We start from the raw sequence: 21,451 nt of genomic DNA, 5'->3' as shown, positions 1-21,451 counted from the left end.
GCGGGCTCTGGGCGGCATCCACAACACGGCTGAGAACCTCAAGGAGGCAATTGCCGGGGAGACACACGAATTCAAGAACATGTACCCGGCGATGATTGAAGCAGCCAAGGAAGAGGGCAACAAATCAGCAGAGAGAACCTTCACTTATGCCAATGAAGTGGAGAAGGTGCACGCTGCATTGTATCAGAAGGCTCTGGACAATCTGGAGAATCTCGAAGAAGCTGACTACTATGTCTGTTCAGTGTGCGGCTACACCTGCGAACACGAAGCGCCTGACAAGTGCCCGGTTTGTGGCGCCAATGCCAGGGCATTTTTCAAAGTTGATTGAGCGAATATTATCCGGGTACTGGAGAGGAAATATGCAGATGTTGACCATGGAAGCAATCAGGAAAAATGAAGAGATCATGAATTGTCTCGATCTGGAGATGACTTCAGAAAAGGCGGTATCCCTGTACCTGGAATGGGGCTCCTCTTGGGCCCATGGCAAGGATTTTGTTCGTTCTGCAGACGACGCCAGTTGCTTTTTCACTGTGGATGCCTGGGAGTCACCAGTGAAGCTCTTTCTGGTGCGCCAAACCAGTGGAGGCCGCGACGTAGTGGGGGAGGTGGAGGCCCCTTCTTATCTTGTTGAAAAGATCGTGAAATCGTGGGGCGGTAGAAAAGGGACCTACGGTATTAGCGGAGAATTGGAGCACTGGATACGACAGCAACTCTCCGACGGCTAGCAAGTGTGAATGAGGCTTGAGTGAGCACCGGGAGAGAAGCATTGTTCCCTTGCTATTCGAGATGAAGAGCGAACGCCAGTTTAGCCTGTGAACTGGCGTTTTGTTGTCTATGGGTTTGCCCCTTGACTGAGTTGTCCTCTTGGCAATAAGATGCAGGAAAAATAGTCTTCCACATAATGACAGGAGGCTGAGTATGAAGAATGATGAATTGATTCAAATGTTGAACAATGATCTGGCGGACGAACATGCAGCAATTTTGCGTTATCTGATTCATGCCTATCTGGAAGGGGAGGATACTCCGCTGGGTGCCAGTTTGCTCTCCCGCTGTCGGGAAGAGATGTGGCACATGCACTGGTTGGGAATGATTATTGGCCGGTTGGGTGGAGAGCCCAATCTGGTTCCCAATCCCTACCCCCATGATCCTACCAACAGGACAACCATTCTGAAGTCTTACGTTGAGTACGAGGAAAAACTCATACCTCACTACAATGGTGAGGCGGACAGAGTCGACGATCCCCACATAAAGAGAGTCCTGCAAAGGGAGGCCTGGGAGTCTGCCTATCATGCCAAGAAATTCCAGAAAATGCTGGACAAGCTCACCCCAGAGCAGGCAAATGGACTTCCCGGAGAGGAAAATGAACTTCCCGAGGCATTTGTCAATCAGCTTCAAGACCTGGTGGCTGGCAAGTACACAGAGATGCTGCAGCACCTGCGTACTTCGTGGGTATTCCAGCAGGAAGATATTTTTGGCTGGCGGGTTATGGATTTTGCCATGACCAAGATGAAGCAGCTGGCGCACCTGGCTGAGGAGGTGGCTGAGAATGGCATCGTGCCCAGGTTCGAAGCACAGCAAATAGACAAGAGTACGTCCATTGGCCTGGCCCTCAAGAAGGCTCTCGAGGATGTGAAGTACGCCCGGCAGGAACATGTGAAGCTGCTGGAAAGCAGTGAGGCAAAAAAACACAGCGGACTTGTGCTCAGTACGGATCTTACCGTACAGCAAGAGGAGTATGAGGCGGCGGAACTGGAAGAGTGGCTGCAGAAGCTTTGAGCCGCTACAAAGCCCTTGTGGCGTCACATGCTGAGATAGAGGAGTATGTTTATGGCAGATAAAGTAATCATTTATGGCAAAGCAGGTTGACCTTACACCAGCAAGGCCCGTGAGGCCTACGGCAGTAGCGCCGAGTATGTGGATATCAAGAACGACTCGGCAAGGCTCGATGAGATGCTGAAGCTTTCCGGCGGCAAAAGGCTGGTTCCTGTGATCGTGGAGGGAGACAAGGTTACTATTGGCTATGGAGGCACCTGAGGTGTCTGAGTCGCACCGTGGGTGACGACCATCTGAGGTACAATTTGCTTACTATGCTGAAGCCGCGTTTTCCAGGCGCGGCTTTTTTACGGATGAAACTTTAGCCTCCAGGATTTAGTGTTTCACTGCGCTCAGGGGGCGAGGTTTTCTACAGGACCTTGACCACTTGCAACGAGTCTCTCTTACTTATGGCAGCTGTCTCTATCTGTTCTGCCGGCCCGAGCACTTTGACCAGACCCTTTTCTTTTACTTCATCAAGGACATCTGCAAATGATCGGAAGTCCGCTATTGTGGTGGCGAGAACTTCTTGTCGCCTTTGCTGACGGTCTGCATCCGTGTCTCCTGCCAGGTATCTCACCATTGAGGTATAGCCTTTGGCATCGGGGAGAAGGTGGACGTCCATATCACCGATGGCGCCGATGATGCTCTTGGTGAGTTCATCATCGTGCAGGTCAGTGGTGCGCAGAAAGTGGCCAACCCTGTCATAGACTTGCAGAGTTTGTTCAATGTGGGGGTCGCGATAAGATATGAAGCTCAGGCCTCCAGACAAATGGTTGAAAAGGCAGAAGGCGCCGTAAGCACCGCCCTGGACGCGGATGTGCTCCCACAAATAGGCAGTGCGAAGATAGCGGCTTATGACCTGGGCTGAACCATGCAGACGATAGCCCAGCTGGTAGATATTTGCCCCCTTGCCCACATAGTTTACCTGCGCCGGGAGTGTCAGGCCCTCGTATTGTGGAAGATCATCGGGTGACCACTGCATGGCTTGCATTTTTGCAGCTGGCAGAGAACGAATAAACTCTGCCAGCTGCGGTTCGACTTCCTTCCAGGCGGCACCATCGATGGTCACATTCACAAGGAGGCCTTCTCTGTTCACCAGACACTGGCGCATCTGCTCCATTGTGGAGAGAACAGTGGGCCAATCTTCATCTACCTGGCTGGCTAGACGCCGCAGAAAAAAGAGATAGCTCACGCCCTTGATTTGCTCTGCAGCCCAGCCAGCCTCGGCAAAATGGGCCTGCAGCCGCAGGTTGACAAACCTGTGGCCTTCCGGCACTAGCCGCTGTTCGCGTCTGGCCTTTTCTTCCAGGACCATCTGGCGAAACCTCTCCCTGTTGTCGAGCTTTACCGTCAGCAGAACATCCTGAAGTATAGAAAGAAGGTCACCACATCTGGACTGTACTGCCTTGCCGCGCAGAAAAAGCCAGGCAGCACAGGTGGGCGCCCCCTTGACAGCCGTGGTTAAAGATTCGGGGTGAATGCCGCCTGTCTTACTGCTTATTCTCTGGGATAGGGTAACGAAGTCCTCCCTGTCCGTACCAATCTCGAGCAGGGCGCGGCCAAAAAGCGGTACGTACGGCAGATACTCTTGTGGCAAGCTGTGCAGGTCAAAGCCCACATCAACATAGAGAATGCCATTGGTTTCCAGGTCGTGGTAGAGGATTCTGGCACCATTTTCTTGAAACACAGAGAGAGGGATAATTTTGTTGTGCCTGTCCAGATCCGAAAGCTTCAACCTGGGGATGGCGGCGAGAGCTTCCGGAGGATCGGGTGTTTGTTGCAGTTGTCTGAGCTTGTCTGCTGTTTCCTTGATTTCCCTGATTTGTTCCGGTGTCATGGATGCTTGAATGCTGCTCAATCGCTGCCGTTCTTCTGTAGCTTCCCTGACATGGAGCTCTGGGTCAGGCTCGAGGATCACTGTGGTGCGATGCAAGTTCTCCAGGAAGTACTGCTGCAGCAGCTCTTCCAGATAGCCCCTGACAGATTCATTTTTCCTCTTTAGGCGTGCCAGCGGCTGTTCGAAGGCGAGCGCTGCCAGGGGGTCACCATCGTATAGCCAGGTGGTCAGGGCGCGCAACATGAGCACCAGACCCCTGGGATAATGACCGGGGTTGTTTTCCCTGAGCCTGAATTCGATGGTATTGAATGCCGCCTCCACCGTGAGGGGATCAAAGCCGTGCTCGGCGAGATCAGAGAGGGTCTCCAGGATCAACTCTTCCACCCGTTCGGCATCATCCACTGCAATGCCTTTGAGGCCAGTGGAAAAATACATCTGCCGCAGTTCGTCCTCCAGCCCTATACCAGCCAGGTCTTCTCCCAGGCCGGAGTCGATAAGAGCCTTTCGCAGTGGTGATGCCGGCATACCCAGGAGAGCGTGGTTCAGAATGCGAAAACTCAGGGCCATTTCAACGTCAGTTGGCTCCGTAAGAAGCCAGTTGACTGTGACCATCCCTTTCGGCCTGGACTTTTCGTCTGGGCTCACAGCAAAGGGCCGTCTAATCCGGCGTGGCTGATCGAACCGCGGCTGCGGCGCCACAGCAGAGTCAATCCTGGCAGCCTCAAAGTCATCAAGATATTCATTGACAAGGGCCAAACGTTTAAGTGGATCATCGTCGCCATAGAAAAAGATGCGCGAGTTGGACGGGTGGTAGTACTTTCTATGAAAGTTTACAAAGTCTGCAAAAGTGAGTTCAGGGATATGTCTCGGATTGCCGCCAGAGTCGAGGCCGTAGGAGTTGTTAGGGAAGAGAGACTGCTGGCTGTACTCGAGAAGTACTCGATCAGCTGATGAATAGGCTCCTTTCATTTCACTGAAAACTACGCCTTTATATTGTAAAGCCTGCCCCGAATCTTCCAGTTCATAGTGCCATCCTTCCTGAGCAAGAGTATAGGGCGTCAACAGAGGGTAGAACACGGCATCGAGGTAAACATCGATGAGATTATAGAAATCCTGCAGGTTTTGACTGGCCACCGGGTAACAGGTCTTGTCGGGATAGGTGAAAGCGTTGAGAAACGTCTGTAGAGATCCTTTGAGGAGTTCGACGAAAGGCTCCTTTACTGGGTACTTGCGGGAGCCGCAGAGGACTGAGTGCTCGAGGATATGAGCTACACCGGTTTCGTCGGCAGGAGGAGTGCGGAAAGTAATGCCGAACACTTTGTTTTCGTCACTGTTGCTGATTGACAGGACTTCGGCACCGGTCTTGCGGTGTCGATAGAGTTCAGCCCTACTATGCAATTCCGGGATATCTCTTGCCTTTATCAATTCGAAATCATGACCGACTGGCATCTGTTCCTCCTAGAAAGAATATCCAAAGGAAATGGTCAACAGCGACAAAGAAGAACAAAAAACATCTACCAAGCCCTGGACAATCAGGCATTCTCATAAGAAGTGTGCTAATGATACCTGCTTTTCTGCAGTTCTTCCATACGTATTCTCCTATATGTCTAGTTTGACATAAGCTTTTCTTCTTGACAACGTAATGGAAGAGCATTTTAATATGTTTTAAATAAGTACATCTCAAATAATTAGTTTGTTCTCTTTTTCTCAATCAACGTGCAAAAATGCCTGCAAACGCTTTTCAGTGATTGCAACGCATCAGAAACTGGATAGCACAGAGTGGCTGGGTGTGAAAACATAGAGCGTGGCGCCCGCCTACAGCCGATCCGAAAAAAGAATATCTCATAAGTCAACTTCGAAAGGGAGGGGAAGTACGCGAATGAGCGCAATCTTTGTCTGTGAAACTGCGCGAAGCAGGCTCAATTTGCCAGGGCCATCCAGTGCAAGAAATACGGCCTTTACTCTTGCAGCTCGACTCGGAGTGGAAACCAGCTGTCTGCCTGGGACAGTGGGTAAGGTGAAACGGAGAGCCCTGTTGGGCGCGGCTAGGATCGGTGATGCAAGCTGGGCTCAAACAAAGCGCAGCTGATAATAACTAGCACATGTCCGGGCTGGAAAGGGGGTGGGAAAAACAGCGGTAGATTGCGAGTTCTCTGGAGTAATTACGCTTGGTAACGTTTAGGGAAGGAGGGAGAGGTAAACCCATGCAGATCACGAGAAGAGATTTCATCAAGATCTCTGGTGCTGCAGTAGGTGGACTAGCCCTCGGGGGACTTGGGTTCAACCTGGCGCCTATCAAGGCGCATGCTCAGGCCCTGAGGATCCGCTGGGCCAAAGAGACCACGACCATTTGCCCATACTGCGCCGTGGGCTGTGGCCTCATTGTCCACACAGCCAGAGATGGCTCGGGTAAGGTGATTAATACAGAAGGGGATCCCGACCACCCAATCAACCAGGGTTCACTGTGCGCCAAGGGTGCAGCCCTCTATCAGCTGGCAAACAATGAAAATCGCATAAAGACAGTACTCTATCGTGCACCCTACAGCGATCGCTGGGAGGAGAAATCCTGGGAATGGGCTTTGACCGAGATCGCCAAGAGAGTGAAGCAAAGTCGGGATACCAGTTTTACTGCCAAGAATGCCAAAGGTCAAGTAGTCAACCGCACCAACGGAATCGCCCATGTGGGCAGCGCCGCCCTTGACAACGAGGAATGCTGGCTGCTGCAGGCCATGATGAGGGCGCTGGGACTGGTGTATATAGAACACCAGGCTCGTATCTGACACAGCGCCACTGTTGCGGCTCTGGCAGAGTCGTTCGGACGCGGGGCAATGACAAACCACTGGATTGATATTGGCAACAGCGACTGTATCCTCGTCATGGGGAGCAACGCTGCCGAGAATCATCCCATATCTTTTAAATGGGTGATGAAGGCGAGGGATCAGGGTGCCAAGCTTTTAAACGTTGATCCCCGTTTCACCAGAACTTCGGCAAAGGCGGATTTTTACACCGCCCTGAGGTCAGGAACGGATATCGCCTTTCTGGGTGGTATGATCAACTATATTATCCAGAATAAGCTCTATCACGAGGAGTATCTGGCGTACTACACCAACGCCAGTTTTATTGTCAGTAAGAAGTATGGCTTCAAGGACGGCCTTTTTTCGGGCTACAATCCCAAGACCAAAAGCTATGATAAGTCATACTGGGCTTTTGATCTTGACGAAAAGGGCATCCCCCGAAAGAACTACAGCCTCAAACACAAGCGCTGTGTCTTTCAACAGCTGAAGAAGCAATTCTCCCGTTATACGCTAGATAAAGTGTCTGCTATTACGGGTACGCCAAAAGAGGACCTTTTGGAGGTCTACAAGACCTATGCGGCCACCGGCAAACCAGGCAAGGCCGGCACCATTATGTATGCCATGGGTTGGACGCAACACACGGTTGGCGTGCAGAATATTCGTGCTATGGCCATTATCCAGCTTCTTCTGGGCAACATTGGCGTGGCCGGAGGTGGTGTCAACGCTCTGCGAGGTGAATCCAATGTGCAGGGTTCTACGGACCACTGTCTGCTTGCCCATATCTGGCCTGGTTATTTAAAGGTGCCTTTGGCATCCAATACTTCACTTGCCGCCTACAACAAGAGATGGACCCCCACAACCAAGGATCCATTGAGCGCCAATTGGTGGGGAAACTATCCCAAGTATTCGGTAAGCTTCCTCAAGTCCATGTTTGGTGAAAACGCCACACCATCTAATGATTTTGGGTATGATTGGTTGCCAAAAGCAGATAAATGGTCAGATCATTACTGGCTAGCTATGTTTGACGAGATGTATCGCGGTAACATTTCAGGTTTCTTTGCCTGGGGTCAAAACCCAGCCTGTTCCGGTGCCAATGCCAACAAGACTCGCCAGGCTCTCACCAAACTGGACTGGCTGGTAAACGTCAACATATTCGAGAACGAGACCGGCTCCTTCTGGAAGGGCCCGGGCATGGATCCGAGGAAGATCAAGACCGAGGTTTTCTTCCTGCCCTGCGCTGTTTCGGTGGAAAAGGAAGGCTCCATCACCAACAGTGGACGCTGGATGCAGTGGCGCTACAAAGCGGCGGATCCGCCGGGCGATGCCCGACCGGATGGCGACATCATGATGGAGCTTTTCGACAAGATTCGCCAGCTCTACAAAAAGGAAGGAGGAGTATTCCCAGAGCCTATTTTGAATCTCAAGTGGGACTACACCACTAATGGCAGGTATGATCCGCACAAAGTGGCGAAAGAGATCAACGGTTACTTCCTGGCAGATGTGACTGTAAAGGGGAAGCTGTTCAAGAAAGGAACTCTGGTTCCCAGCTTCGCTTACTTGCAGGCTGACGGGACTACTTCTTCCGGCAACTGGCTCTACTGTCAGAGCTACACTGAGAAGGGGAACATGGCAGCTCGCCGCAGCATGGTGGACAAGTCTGGCATAGGCCTCTTTTCGGAATGGTCCTGGTGCTGGCCGGTGAACCGGCGGATCATCTATAACCGGGCATCCGTGGATCGTTACGGCAGCCCCTGGGACAAGGCTCAACCGGTGATTCGCTGGACAGGCCAGAAGTGGGTCGGTGATGTGCCTGACGGTGGTTGGCCTCCCATGCTCACTACGGACGGCAAACTGAACCCCAAGACTAAATACCCCTTTATTATGAAACCCTGGGGTTTCGCGCATGTGTTTGGTACGGGCCGCGCTGACGGGCCATTCCCTGAGCACTATGAGCCGCTCGAGTGTCCGGTGCCCAAGAATTTGATGAGCGATCAGTTCATCAACCCAACTATCAAGGAGTTCAAAACGGCGAGGGATTTGAGGGCAACCTGTGACCCGCGCTATCCCATCGTGGGTACCACCTATAGAGTCACCGAGCACTGGCAGAGCGGTGTTATGACCAGGTGGCAGCCCTGGCTGCTGGAGACACAACCGCAGCAGTTCTGCGAAATGAGCCCTGAGCTTGCCAAACTCAAGGGTATCAAGAACGGCGATAAAGTTGTGGTGGAGTCGGCGCGCGGTCAGGTGGTGGCTGTGGCCATTGTAACCCAGCGCTTCCGGCCCTTCACAGTTATGGGTACAACCGTGCATCAGGTGGGTCTGCCCTGGTGTTTCGGCTGGGTAACTCCGAAAGATGGAGGTGACAGCTCAAACCTGCTCACTCCTTCCATCGGTGATCCCAACACTCTGATCCCGGAAACCAAGGCCTTCATGGTCAATGTCAGGAAAGCCTAGAAGGAGGTGAGAGTTGTATGGCTGAAAAATCTTTCTTTGTAGATACCACCAGGTGCACGGCCTGCCGCGGTTGCCAGATCGCCTGCAAGCAGTGGAACAAACTGCCGGCCACCAAGACTTACAATTGGGGGAGCTATCAGAACCCTGCAGACCTCTCCTTCAATACCTTCAAGCTGGTGCGATTCAGTGAGGTAGTCTCTGGAGGCAAGATGCACTGGTACTTTTTCACTGATCAGTGCCGGCACTGTCTAGAGCCGCCTTGTAAGGATACGGCCGATGGTTATGTGGACGGTGCCGTGGTAATTGATGGAGCGAGTGGTGCGGTGATCTATACGGACAAGAGCAAAAAGCTGAGTGCAGCTGCCTTCGAAGAAGTGAAGAATTCCTGTCCGTACAACATCCCTCGTCGGGATGTGGTCACGGGACTGATGGCAAAGTGCACCATGTGTATTGACCGGGTGGCCAATGGCCTGCTTCCTGCCTGCGTCAAGGCCTGTCCCACAGGCGCCATGAACTTTGGCGCCAGGGACGATATGCTGGCACTGGCCAACAAGAGGCTTGCCGCTCTGAAGGACAAAGGTTTCAGCAAGGCGCAGCTTCTTGATGCGGATAGTGTGCGGACAATATACCTGGTTGTGGATGATCCCATGGTGTACCATAAGTTTGCGGTGGCGCAGAACAATGTGGGTATCAGCCGCAAACTGGCCCTGCGCAAACTCTTCGGTCCAGCTGCAGGTCTCCTTGCTGGCGCCGCCATGCTGGGCAAGGTTGCGGACGTCTCACAATCAGAATAGCAAAGATCGCTGTTAGGAGGGACTGCGGTCCCTCCTTTTTTGTGCGCTTGCGAACTGAATATGAGGCAGGTGCCTTTTTTAGCTAGCAGAATGGTCCTTTCCGCGATGGGCAGGATTCTTTGCCATTCTGACATCTCTATTGAGAAAATATACAAATAATAATAGGTGAGGACACCAATGAGTGAGGATCCTGATTATACATACAAGAAGCTGCACAGCCGTGTGAGAGAACTGCAGGATAAGAGCAGCGATTACAGCGAAGTACTTGTTTTTTATCAGAAAGTACTGACAGCCCAACAGGAATTTCAAGAGAAGATATCTGTTGCTAAAATAACATTGTCGTCAGAGCAGACGGAGATGAGATTGCAAGAGGGCTTTACTCTGCTCGACCGTCAGCACTTTCCCATAGACGAAGAAAGAAGCAGACAGTTATTCTTGAAATTGTGCACCATTTGTCAGGACGAAAATCCTGTGTTGGCCAAGGCAGCAGGCAGCTTGCAGAGTGCTGTGCAGGAAGGCTCTCTGAATTACGCCGCCCTGGTGAAGGCAATTTTGACCGACAAACCAGAAAAACTGGATGCAGTTTCCTCTGAGCTTGACGTAACCCCAGGCATAGTAATGAGTCTGACGAAACTCAGCATACAGCCCTCCATTGTCCAGGTTGTGGCAGAGCTCAGCAGCACTGCGGAACTGGCCCAGTGGCGGCAGAATTATTGCCCAATATGCGGTGGCCTACCAGCCATGGCTGCCCTGGTTGAAGAGGAGGGCAAGCGTCTTGCCCTTTGCTCTTTTTGCGGTTTTATCTGGCGGATACCCAGGATTGGCTGTCCATTTTGCCAGACAGAGGAGCAAGAAAAGTTGCGATATTTCTTTGCAGAAGGCCAGGATCAATATCGTGTGCAAGTATGCGACAAATGTGGAGGCTATCTAAAAATTCTGGACACTCGGCAAGAGGGAAGCAGCGAAACGCTGGCTGTTGAAGACTTGGTAACAGCCCATCTTGATCTCCTGGCCGAGCAGGAGGGCTATACACGTAAGGCCCCCCTGATATGGGGCATATAAACAATACTCTCCAGATAACAGTTTCTTGTGGACAAAAAATCTACTCGCCAGCTATTTTCCGCAGCTCACTGACAAGGACTTCCAGGCGCGGCCTCTCGTTGATATCGTGTACATCGATGTAACGAATGATCCCTTTCTTGTCGATGATAAAAAGCGCTCGCTCCGCAACACCGTCAGAGCGAAGAATCCCGTATTTCGAGGCCACCGCCCCATGAGGCCAGAAGTCAGAAAGCACTGGAAACCACAAATGACCTCCCCCCATGCACATCTGACTCGTCCAGGCATAGAGGGTGGGGATGTTGTCTACGGTAATGCCAAGGAGGACGGCGTCATTTTCATCGAAGAACTCTCTGGCTATGTTGTAGCCAGGCCACTGGTCTGAGCATACCGGCGTCCAGGCAGCAGGCACGAAAGAAAGAACAACATTTTTCTTGCCCAGATATTGGTGCAAAGAGATCTTGCCTCCACCTACTGACGGCAAAGTGAAGTCAGGCGCTCGATCACCAACTTTGACTTTCAGCACACTGTCGCGAGGTTTTAATTTGCCAACCTGGTAAATGCTGTCTTTGAAATTTCCTGACTCCGAAGTACCTGGTGCTGCCCACCCGAGGACGACGATTATGGTGGCAACTATCGCCATTGCTACTTTATTGTTGCATGTCATGAGATTTCCTCCTAAATTACTCCGGATAACTTGATCATCTGGTCCAGGAAAATATTTGGATCTTTGAACGCTCCCAGTTTGGAATAGAACACTTCTGCCTTATTGTCGTCAGGATTGATCCTGACTCCTATGAAATAAGGAGTTCTCACTTCGCCGAGTACCTTGTGGATGGAGAGATCCTGGTCTGAAAACAGGGGGAAGGGAATCTTATATTTTTTCCTGAAAAAGTCTACTTCAAATGGTGAGTTGCCGGCACCGATGCCAATGATCTTGATGCTCTCTTTGAGTTTGCTCTTCTTCTGGATTGCCTCGTACAGTTGGTTCACCCGGAACGCTTCTCTCTGGCAGAAAGGTCAGTACATGCTGAAAATTTCTATGATGACCACCTTTGCTCTGATCTGAGGCACAGTGAAATGAGCATTGTCTTCGAGGCCCAGATATTGCCTTTCGCCGGGGTTCTTTGGCACAGAAAGTTTGAAGGCAGGCAGTTCGCTGCCAGCAGTGGGCGGCCTGGTGCCTGCAGACAGAGGCAGGGCAAACAACACCAGGATGCTCGCCACCACAGTGGCACAAAAGCTTCTGGCTGTGGCAAAGTATTTCATTGATATTCCTCCTTTTCCGGCAAGTGTGATATAAATGGCTGCTCTGGTGTATTGATGCTGGTCCTAGAGAAAAGAATAGTTGGAGCGGCCTGTGGTAGCCGTGTGAGACGCCATACTAATAACATATTTGCCTTGGCGTTCAAAGAGGGGAAAGAATTCTAGCCTGGCGAATGGCCTGGCTTTACTCTGTTAACAGGGCGCCCCTTTCTTCACTTTCTTCTTACTCCTTTCCTCAACTGGGTTAGGATGGACGAATATCCTCACCAGTAGTCATGTTGACCGCCTTTGCTCGATCAATTATCATTAGCAATTGTCATCCGCGCCAGAGGCCTTCTTGAGGGTTGCTAATGATTCTAGCCGGTTGTTCAAGAAATAGAAATGCAATGAATGTGGAGGGGGCGAATTCCAATGAAAATCGTGGTTGATCCTGATAAATGCATTGCCAGCGGAGAATGTGTTCTTGCCTGCCCTCAGAAGGCAATTTCCATTCAAGAAGGTACGGCTGTCATAGATGAGAGCATCTGCGATCTAGATGGCATCTGCATCGTTGCTTGCCCTGAAGATGCCATCAGCTTTCTGGAGGAGGGCTGAAGTGCTGCAGTTGCAACGCCTGCGGCTCTTTTTTCAGTGTGTTTACTTGCCGCCTTTTGCTGGCAGCGGACTCACCCCCTGTTTGCGAGAAAGGCTGTGAATATTGCTTCGAGCGTGCCAAGAGCGCTCACGTAGAAATGATCAGCGTTCTCGATAACTTCCAGGCGAGCTCTGGGATTCCATTTCGGCATGAATGAAATTATTTCTTCGAGTGGGGCGAACTGATCTCGGTCGCCCACTACTACCAGCCGAAGGCGAGGAATAGTGGCGATGCCACTGAAGTCGAGATGGGATACTGGCGGCGATATCATTATTACTCTGTTAGGTGGGGCGATAGTAGCCAGGGCTCGTGCGTTTACCCAGGCTCCAAAGGAATAGCCCACCAGATCAACTGATCCATCACAGTGAGTCACCAGGTACTCCAGGGCTGCCTGTACATCTTGCTGCTCACCCTCTCCCTGGTCGTAATACCCGCCGCTGTTGCCCACTCCGCGAAAATTGAAGCGCAGGGTGCTGTAGCCTGCTAGTTGGTAGGTGCGGCTGAGCAGATCTACCACAGCGCTTTCCATGTTGCCGCCGTATATGGGATGGGGATGGGTGATTACTACACCGTTGTTTCCTTTGGCAGCATAAAACAACCCTTCCAGTTTGACAGGTCCAGCCGCAAAGAAAATATGCTTCTCTTCCATGGATAGTCTCCAGGGGATTCTTCTTAAGGTGAACTGCTTGCGCCTGTCTTAATTTGTCGTTGCAACTTATTGATATGTTTGAACAACAGCTCCATTTCTTGCCTTGACTCAAGGGGCAGCACTTCGAGCCTGCTGCCAGTCAGGATGACGAATTCCGCCTCACTCCTGGCGAGTTTTTTCCCTCGAGAGTCGAGCAAAACCCCTGAAGTATGGATTGCCTTTTTTTCCGTTTCACCAAGAATCTCTCCCTGGACCGTCAGCGGGGTGCCCACAGGTGTTGGTCTAAGATACTTCACTTTTATCTGTCTGGTGACAGCAAAAACTTTTCTGAAATAGAGAACCGTCCAGGACATAATCTCATCGAGAAGAGTGGAGATAATACCGCCGTGGACCATATTCTGCCATCCCACGTGATGCTGCTCGACTACTACATCCGAGCAGACCTTGTTGCCCTGGCAGTAGAATTGCATCTTCAAGCCAAGCGGATTATTGCTACCACAAGCAAAGCAATCAGAGCCTCGCAGTGTCGGAATGGGTATTCTTTCTCTGGTCATAACTCATCTCCATCTGGTCCACACAATCGTCTGCTGGGGAATTGTTGTACATGATTAGATCGCGCCTGACAAGCGGCAAAAATGATTTCTTTAGACCGGCCAGCAAAAGCTTTTCAGGGAAAAGAAGCTTTGGCTACGGAGTGACGACTGGAAATTATCCGGCAATGAGGCTACCCTGGGTCAGGCTCTGAGTGCTGACAACAACCTGAGCCATCGCAGCGAGAGAAGACAGGCATCAGGAGCAGTCTGATGTTGTAATCGAAGATACGGTAGATTCACTGGAATGGCAGCTGCCGGGGGAGCTCCTGTGGGCATGATTCAAGGATATGCAGGCTGCAATAACAGGGGTTTGCTGGCGGCGGTCTGAGATTCAGAGTTGCAGGCTTAGTGTAGAGAACAGTCATCCCTTTCTAGTTTGGAGATGCACATGGCACTGCGAATGATTGAACTTGTGGTTCCTGCCGACATAGGGGCATATGTCGATACTTACCTGAATGGACAGCCGGTCCTGGGAGTCTGGCGCCAACCATTGGCTGATGAGCAGACGCTGGTAAAGGTGCTGCTGGCGGCCGAAGATGCAGAGGCTATCCTGGATCTCTTCGAGAGAAACTATGGTTCACTCGAGGCTTTCCGGGCTGTTCTCATACCGGTAGAGGCATCCTTGCCTCGAATGGAGACAGTAGAGGACAACGAGGACGGCACTGCCCCTGCTACTGCTGCGACCGATAAGAAGAGCAAAAAGAGGCGCATCAGCAGGGAAGAGCTGTATGTTGACATTACTGATGCGGCAAAGCTTTCTCCTGTTTTTGCTGCTATGGTGGTGTTGTCAGCCATTGTGGCAAGCATTGGCATCATGCGGGACAATACGGCAGTTGTTATCGGGGCCATGGTGATAGCGCCACTGTTGGGGCCAAACGCAGCCTTGTCACTGGCCACCACCCTCGGAGAAATGCGCCTGGCACGCACCGCCTTGAAAACAAGTTTTGTGGGAGTAGCAATTACCCTGGTACTGTCTGCAGCAATTGGGCTTGTTGCTGCTGTGGACCCTGCAATTCAAGAAATAGCCTCCAGAACCCAGGTCGGCCTGAGCGACATTGTCCTTGCCCTGGCAGCTGGTGGAGCGGGAGCCCTGGCCTTCACCAGCGGCGTGTCCTCCACGCTTGTGGGAGTAATGGTAGCTGTGGCCTTCTTGCCGCCTCTGGTAGTTTTTGGGCTGTTATGCGGTTCCGGATTTTTCTCCCTGGCTTTCGAAGCCTTGCTTCTCTTTGCTGCCAACCTCATCTGCATCAATCTGGCCGGCGTCCTGGTTTTTCTGCTCCAGGGCGTACAACCGAGGCTCTGGTGGGAAGCAGAAATGGCTAGAAGGGCCACGCAGCGGGCCGTCATCATCTGGTTCGCTCTGCTGCTGGCTCTGGTTGCGGTCATTCTGCTTGGACGCGGCAGATAAATTTTCCGGCCAGGTCTTCAAACGACGATTATCTATGTTTCCCCTTTATGCTGTAAAGGTGACTGAGTCTGCTGATCTCTTGTGATCTGAAATCCGCTGGCTCGGCGCAATCGAGGCGCACTCCCAGCACTCTTGCCAGGCTTCCTCGTTGTTTGCATGTGGGGCGGCTTCTGGTGTGCCCTTGCAGCTGGGAAGTGTTGCGGGCAGTGGGTGGGATGAGCCATTGATAGAGGGCGCCAGGGTGGTTTAGGAAGAATCGGTTGATTTCTCAGTCAACGCTTGTCTATAGAGGCTGAAGTAGCTATCTTAATAAAAGGTATTAAATTGAGCAGCCTCACATATACGGCAAGATGGAACGGTTTTCCGAGTGTCAGTAGTTCTTGGCAAAAATATACATGATGTTGTGGAGTTGCGAGAGCGCACCGGAGTGTTTCGAGACAGAAGCCATGCGGGAGAGGTTCTGGCAGAATTACTCGAAGGTAAGGTGGGCAGGAATCCCCTGGTGCTGGCCATACCAGCAGGCGGCATACCTGTAGGTGTGAGTCTCGCTCGGCGGCTTGAGCTTCCTCTAGATGTGGCGGTGGTCAGTAAGATTACTTTGCCGTGGAACACGGAATGTGGCTACGGCGCGGTGGCCTTCGACGGCACGGTCAAGGTCAATGAAGAACTGGTCAGGCATTTTGGCCTTCGAAAGGAAGATATCCAGCAGGGAGTCGAGATGACAGAGCGTAAAGTTGAACAGCGCTTTCGCACCTTGCGAGGCAGACGTCCTTTTCCGAACCTCAGCAACCGCTGGACAGTGGTAGTAGATGATGGCCTGGCCTCAGGTTCCACGCTCGAGGTTGCCGTGGCAGCCCTGAGGAATAGTGGCGCAGAAAAGCTCTTCATTGCGGTACCCACAGCTCACCGGCACTCCCTGTTGAAAATCGCCCGGAAGGTAGAAGGAGTCTTTTGCGCCAACATCAGAGGAGGATGGAGTTTTGCAGTGGCTGACGCCTACCAACGATGGACTGATGTGACAGAGGAGGAACTGCAAGCATTGTTGGCGGAATACGATGCTGTGGCAAGGAGGGAATAGAATGGAAATTTACTTGATGCAGCATGGACCAAATTTGTCGAAAGAAGAGGACCCCACGGAACCATTGAGTTCTGAGGGCGAGGATTGCATCAAAACAGCAGCTGCAGCGATCCAGAAAATGGGACTGAGCTTCGAAGTTGTGATTGCCAGTCCCAAGAAGAGAGCTCAGCAAACGGCTGCCATCGTGGCCGAAGCCATCGGCTATCGTCAGGAAGATATCTTGATAACCGATAAAGTCAAAGCCATGACCCCCGCGGCGGATACGGTTCAATATCTCAGCCAGTTCCAGGACAGGAGGGCCGTCTTTATAGCCGGACACCTTCCTTCCCTGGCAGAGGTAGCCTCTTATCTGTTGACGGAAGGCTCGCGGGCGGCGATCCACTTCCTGAGAGGCGGCCTCGGCAGGATCGATGTGGACTCCCTTCCCACGCATAGCGGAGAACTGCAATGGTATCTCACACCTGAGCACCTTCGCCTGATTGCCGGTCAATAGAAAATGAACAATAGGTATGCTGTTTGCCTTTCGGTCAATTGAACAAAGCAAGGAGATGAGGTCATGGCGTTGACAAATGGAGCTTACCCTGTCATTCCTGCAGATCGAGGCGACGACCTGCACAACCTCGAATATCTAGAATCCGCCGACCTTGTTCTTTTTATGGCCGGCAATCAGTTTATGGTGATGGCTGAGCTGTTGCGGAAATTTCAAGAGCAGTATCCCAGCATCAAGAAGATTTTCTATGAAACGCTGCCCCCAGGCCTCGAGTTGAAGCAGATTCTGGCTGGGGGCGCCATGTTCAAGGGTAGAGTGCTCGACATTGTGCCGGATGTCTACAGCTCGGTATCCAGATCTGCCATGGAACACCTGAGAGAGAAAGGCTTTGTCGAAGAGGAAGACTACTTTCTTTATCTACACAACCGAATAGTGCTCATGGTGCCAGCGGAAAATCCTGCAGATATTGTCAGGGTAAATGATCTGGGGCGAGATGAAGTGCGGATATCCCAGCCCAGTCCAGAATACGAAGATATTGCCTATCATATCATCGACATGTACCGTGAGGCTGGCGGTGAAGACCTTGTTCAGCGCATTATGGAGCAGAAGCGGGCCGAAGCAACAACCATCCTTACGGTGGTGCACCACAGAGAGACACCCCTGAGGATAGTAAAGGGAACAGTGGATGTGGGGCCGGTGTGGGCCACAGAAATCATCCATGCCCAGGATCAAAGGCTGCCCATTGCCGTGGTGGACCCGGGGCCGGAGCTGGATCAACGGGAGCGCATAAACTATTATGTCTGTTCGCTGCGGCAGGCAAAGAACAGGGAGAATGCTGCAGCGTTTCTGGATTTCATCAAGTCTGCCGCTGCGCAGGCTGTCTATGAGAAGCACGGTTTTGTACCCCATTTCCAATCATCTTGAAGGCTGACTGATTGACAAAACAAATGGAGCAGACCATGACAGTGAACGGTTCCACTCAACATGAAATTCTCTGACATGATGGAATCTTTCACACCTTTTTGCTATAGTTAATAGTCGGCTTCAGAAAGTGTCCGCCTGCGGCTATGTTGACGAGGCAAGCCGCGATGAATGTGGTCCTGGACCCTTTCTTCCTGTGAGCTGCACCCTGTCCATGCCCTCCTCTCCCTTTGTGCAGACATGCAGAGGCAGCAGCGGATGGGCTAGAACAAAGCGCGATGTACGGCCCCAGGATGGGCTGTAGTGCAGCAATAAGCCTATGTTGACCGTCCTGCAGGTGGTGACAGGACAGAGCACCTTTTGCTGTAGTGACTTACAACCCGAAGAGAGGAAGAGATGGCACAGAATCTGACGTACAAAATTTTGGCTGAACACCTGGTGGACGGAAGCCTGGTACCAGGTGAAGAGATTGGCATTCGGATCGATCACACTCTGCTGCAGGATGCCACCGGTACCATGGCCATGCTGGAGTTCGAGGCTCTAGGGCTGGATAGAGTGCGGGCTGAACTGTGCGCCCAGTATGTTGATCACAACCTGTTGCAAACGGACAACAAGAATGCGGATGACCATCGCTACTTGCAGACGGCCTGCGCCCGCTATGGCATCCATTTCAGCCGGCCGGGAAACGGCATTTCTCACCAGGTGCACATGGAGCGCTTCGGGCAGCCAGGCAAGACCATGCTGGGTGCTGACAGCCACACTCCCGGGGCTGCCGGCGTTTCCATGCTGGCCATGGGAGCAGGCGGACTCGATGTTGCCCTGGCCATGGCGGGCATGGCTTACTACTTTCCCTGTCCAAGAGTTCTGGGTGTGAAGCTTACAGGAGAGCTTCCCGACTGGGTGAGCGCCAAGGATGTGATTCTCGAGTTGCTCAGGCGTTATGATGTGAAAGGCTGTGTGGGCAAAGTAATAGAGTACTATGGTCCTGGTGTGGAAAGCCTTTCAGCTACTGACAGAGAAACCATCGGCAACATGGGCACCGAACTGGGGGCTACTTCCACCATCTTTCCATCGGATGAAAACACCAGAAAATACCTGAAAGCACAGGGACGGGGTGAAGCCTGGGTCGAACTCGCTGCTGACCCGGACGCACCATATGACGAACATGCGGAGCTCGATCTGTCCACTCTCGAGCCTCTCATAGCCTGCCCTTCTTCTCCAGGAAACGTGGTTGCCGTGCGTGAAGTGGCTGGAGAGAAAGTTGATCAGGTGATCGTGGGGAGCAGTGTGAATTCTTCTTTTCGCGATCTCATGGTGGTGGCGAGGATCATGGAGGGCCGCATTGCCCACCCCGATGTTTCCTTTCACATCAATCCGGGGAGTCGTCAGGTAATGGAGAACGTGGCCCAGCAGAATGGAGTAATCTCTCTGCTGCAGGCAGCAGCCAGAATCCATCAGTCTGGCTGCCTCGGTTGCATAGGCATGGGGCAGGCTCCTGGCAGCGGCCAGGTGAGCCTGCGCACCTTTCCCCGAAATTTTCCCGGGCGTTCAGGCACCAAAGACGACAGGGTTTACCTCTGCTCTCCAGAGACGGCGGCGGCAGCAGCTCTCAAGGGAGTGATTACCGACCCCAGGGATCTTTCTGCGGAGATGAGTTACCCCAGAGTCGAAGATCCCGACCGGTATATCGTGGATGAATCGTCAATTATTTTCCCTTCCGATGAAGGCCGCCGAACTGAAATCATCCGAGGTCCCAACATCAAACCCTTTCCACAACTGAATCCGCTGCCGGATACTCTCGTCGGTCAGGTAGCACTCAAGCTTGGGGACAACATTTCCACTGATACCATTATGCCGGCCGGCAACAAAGTGCTGCCCCTGAGGTCCAACATAGAGGCAATCAGTGAGTTTGTTTTCTATCAGGTTGATCCTGATTTTCATTCCGAGGCAAAGGAAAAGGGCACCGTTGTGGTGGTGGGTGGAGAAAACTATGGACAGGGATCCAGCAGAGAGCATGCTGCCCTGGCCCCTCGTTATCTAGGGGTGCGGGCCAAGATTGCCAAGAGCTTTGCCCGGATTCATAAGGCAAACCTTTGTAACTTCGGTATACTGCCGCTGGTTTTTCGAGATGCTGCAGACTATGACAAGCTGGAAAAGTGGAATGAGGTAGTCCTTCCGGAGATAAGGCGGAGAGTAGCAGCTGGTGACCGGGAAATCCCTGTGCGAGTGAATGGACATGAGTTTATTACAACTCTGGATATCTCACCGCGCCAGAGGCAGAGTATTCTGGCCGGAGGAACCCTGAATTTCGTTAAAGAACAGTTGCAAGCCAAGCAGAAGTAGGGCTTCATAGAACAAGGGCCTCGGAAAACTGGCTACGAGTGTAAGTCAGAGCTCACAGGTTGCCCTGACATCCATAAGAGGCGGGGTTGGCGCAGGAATAGTGACGACCAGGTTGCGCATTGGTATCAGCAGTTGTCTCCTCGGGCACAGGGTCCGCTATGATGGCGGCCACAAACGTGACCATTATCTCACTGACACCCTGGGCCGATTTGTAGAATTTGTGCCGGTCTGCCCTGAAGTGGAATGTGGTCTGGGCGTGCCGCGGGAACCGATGCGTCTGGAGGGATCTCCTGGGTCTCCTCGACTCGTCACTGCTCGAAGCAGAATTGATCTTACGGCACGCATGGTTTCCTGGGCACAAGAAAAGGTGAGACAGCTGGAAAGGGAAGGTCTCTGTGGCTTCATATTCAAGAGCAAATCTCCCAGTTCTGGAATGCAGGGGGTAAAAATATATAATGACAGAGGCGTAGTTTACAAGAGAGGTACGGGTATCTTCGCTGGCATTTTTATAGAGCACTTTCCTCTGGTGCCTGTTGAGGATGAGGCCAGGTTGCATGGCATGGGAATTCGGGAAAACTTTATCCAACGCATTTTTGCGCTCAAGAGGTGGCGAGAGCTGTTGGCTGACAGACCCGGCAGGCAAGAGCTGCTCTCCTTTCATGCCAGAGAAAGGCTGGCCATACTGTCTCACAGCGCCAGGCACTACAGGCTCATGGAGAAACTGACAGCAGAGAACGGCAAGCTGCCTCGCGGGGAGCTATATTCAAAGTATGAATCTCTATTCCTGCAAGCGCTCCAGTTAAAGACTACGGTAAAGAAAAACGTGAAAGTTTTGCGTCATATCCTGGCATATCTCGAGAAAGAGCTGACAGGCAACGAAAAACAGGAACTTGTCGAGGTCATCGAGCAGTACGAGCAGGAATTCATACCTCTTATTGTTCCCCTGACTATCAGCAAGCATTATGTGCAGAAATATGGCCAACAGCATTTGCTGGAACAGGTGTATCTCAACCCTCAACCACTCGAGACAAGATTGACAAATCACGTGTGACATAATGAGGTGAGATGGCACTGTTCAGCCTCATCACCAGCAACTATAGGGTCTGGGAAAAGGATGGATGAGGACTTCCCCTGGTGTCACGTCTTGATATCAGATGAAGGGAGGCAATCTTGCAATGGAGTTCTGCTAATGGTTACCTGGCTCGAATCCCATAAACCTGTGGTCTCCAAACGTGTACAATTTCTCTTTGCCGGTGGCATGTGGGCTTTGGTAGGCAGTGGACTGCTGCTCGTGGGTGGTTATTGGACATTTACT

Annotated in this window: 18 protein-coding genes and 1 pseudogene; 14 read left to right on the top strand and 5 right to left on the bottom strand. The window is 52.0% G+C overall.

All coding sequences use genetic code 11. The features are described from left to right. The 4 genes from JRI89_11695 to JRI89_11680 all read left to right on the top strand — a co-directional run. A partial coding sequence (locus JRI89_11695) for a rubrerythrin family protein (GenBank protein MBW2071902.1) occupies positions 1-328 on the top strand: 328 nt, incomplete at its 5' end. A gap of 31 nt (positions 329-359) precedes the next feature. Continuing rightward, on the top strand, positions 360-725 hold the full coding sequence (locus tag JRI89_11690; GenBank protein ID MBW2071901.1) for a hypothetical protein: 366 nt from the start codon (positions 360-362) through the stop codon (positions 723-725). Between the two features lie 193 nt (positions 726-918). Beyond that, positions 919-1,776, top strand: a complete 858-nt coding sequence (locus JRI89_11685) for a ferritin-like domain-containing protein (protein ID MBW2071900.1) — start codon at positions 919-921, stop codon at positions 1,774-1,776. 51 nt (positions 1,777-1,827) lie between these two features. Continuing rightward, a complete protein-coding gene (locus tag JRI89_11680; protein MBW2071899.1) occupies positions 1,828-2,034 on the top strand; it encodes a glutaredoxin in 207 nt (68 codons plus the stop codon). A gap of 148 nt (positions 2,035-2,182) precedes the next feature. Here the strand turns inward: JRI89_11680 and JRI89_11675 are convergent, their stop codons facing one another. Next, positions 2,183-5,101, bottom strand: a complete 2,919-nt coding sequence (locus tag JRI89_11675) for an insulinase family protein (protein MBW2071898.1) — start codon at positions 5,099-5,101, stop codon at positions 2,183-2,185. 755 nt (positions 5,102-5,856) lie between these two features. On the opposite strand from JRI89_11675, the gene fdnG reads away from it, so the two are divergent. From fdnG to JRI89_11660, 3 genes are all read left to right on the top strand, one after another. Beyond that, on the top strand, positions 5,857-8,901 hold the full coding sequence (gene fdnG, locus JRI89_11670; GenBank protein ID MBW2071897.1) for a formate dehydrogenase-N subunit alpha: 3,045 nt from the start codon (positions 5,857-5,859) through the stop codon (positions 8,899-8,901). A gap of 17 nt (positions 8,902-8,918) precedes the next feature. Beyond that, positions 8,919-9,695, top strand: a complete 777-nt coding sequence (locus tag JRI89_11665; protein ID MBW2071896.1) for a formate dehydrogenase — start codon at positions 8,919-8,921, stop codon at positions 9,693-9,695. Between the two features lie 177 nt (positions 9,696-9,872). Further along, positions 9,873-10,757: a formate dehydrogenase accessory protein FdhE gene (locus JRI89_11660; GenBank protein MBW2071895.1), complete on the top strand. Its 885-nt coding sequence runs from the start codon at positions 9,873-9,875 to the stop codon at positions 10,755-10,757. A 40-nt stretch (positions 10,758-10,797) separates the two neighbouring features. Here the strand turns inward: JRI89_11660 and JRI89_11655 are convergent, their stop codons facing one another. Both JRI89_11655 and JRI89_11650 read right to left on the bottom strand, forming a co-directional pair. Continuing rightward, positions 10,798-11,397 carry a peroxiredoxin gene (locus JRI89_11655; protein MBW2071894.1) on the bottom strand — a complete coding sequence of 200 codons (600 nt, stop codon included), beginning with the start codon at positions 11,395-11,397 and terminating at the stop codon, positions 10,798-10,800. Between the two features lie 35 nt (positions 11,398-11,432). Next, a pseudogene (locus JRI89_11650) lies at positions 11,433-12,023 on the bottom strand (redoxin domain-containing protein). Between the two features lie 408 nt (positions 12,024-12,431). Between JRI89_11650 and JRI89_11645 the strand changes: the two are divergent. Continuing rightward, the gene (locus JRI89_11645) at positions 12,432-12,614 is read left to right on the top strand and encodes a 4Fe-4S binding protein (protein MBW2071893.1); all 183 of its coding nucleotides are present in this window, start codon (positions 12,432-12,434) and stop codon (positions 12,612-12,614) included. Positions 12,615-12,685: 71 nt separating this feature from the next. Here JRI89_11645 and JRI89_11640 read toward each other — a convergent pair whose 3' ends face one another. After that, the gene (locus tag JRI89_11640; GenBank protein MBW2071892.1) at positions 12,686-13,303 is read right to left on the bottom strand and encodes an alpha/beta hydrolase; all 618 of its coding nucleotides are present in this window, start codon (positions 13,301-13,303) and stop codon (positions 12,686-12,688) included. 23 nt (positions 13,304-13,326) lie between these two features. Then, positions 13,327-13,857: a PaaI family thioesterase gene (locus JRI89_11635; GenBank protein ID MBW2071891.1), complete on the bottom strand. Its 531-nt coding sequence runs from the start codon at positions 13,855-13,857 to the stop codon at positions 13,327-13,329. Positions 13,858-14,284: 427 nt separating this feature from the next. Here JRI89_11635 and JRI89_11630 point away from each other — a divergent pair, with 427 nt between their 5' ends. From JRI89_11630 to JRI89_11605, 6 genes are all read left to right on the top strand, one after another. After that, entirely contained in the window at positions 14,285-15,304 is a 1,020-nt protein-coding gene (locus JRI89_11630) for a TIGR00341 family protein (protein ID MBW2071890.1), read from the top strand. Positions 15,305-15,671: 367 nt separating this feature from the next. Next, on the top strand, positions 15,672-16,382 hold the full coding sequence (locus tag JRI89_11625; GenBank protein ID MBW2071889.1) for a phosphoribosyltransferase: 711 nt from the start codon (positions 15,672-15,674) through the stop codon (positions 16,380-16,382). Position 16,383: 1 nt separating this feature from the next. Beyond that, positions 16,384-16,875, top strand: a complete 492-nt coding sequence (gene sixA / locus JRI89_11620) for a phosphohistidine phosphatase SixA (protein MBW2071888.1) — start codon at positions 16,384-16,386, stop codon at positions 16,873-16,875. A 63-nt stretch (positions 16,876-16,938) separates the two neighbouring features. Beyond that, entirely contained in the window at positions 16,939-17,796 is an 858-nt protein-coding gene (locus tag JRI89_11615) for a substrate-binding domain-containing protein (GenBank protein MBW2071887.1), read from the top strand. 393 nt (positions 17,797-18,189) lie between these two features. Beyond that, complete coding sequence (locus JRI89_11610) at positions 18,190-20,136, top strand: aconitate hydratase (protein ID MBW2071886.1); 1,947 nt, start codon at positions 18,190-18,192, stop codon at positions 20,134-20,136. 100 nt (positions 20,137-20,236) lie between these two features. Further along, complete coding sequence (locus tag JRI89_11605) at positions 20,237-21,187, top strand: DUF523 and DUF1722 domain-containing protein (GenBank protein MBW2071885.1); 951 nt, start codon at positions 20,237-20,239, stop codon at positions 21,185-21,187. Positions 21,188-21,451 lie beyond the last annotated feature (264 nt).

Source organism: Deltaproteobacteria bacterium (assembly GCA_019309045.1).
GTDB lineage: Bacteria > Desulfobacterota > Syntrophobacteria > BM002 > BM002 > JAFDGZ01.
Note: the sequence above shows the minus strand (reverse complement) of the source record. Positions and strands in the feature narration are given on the sequence as shown.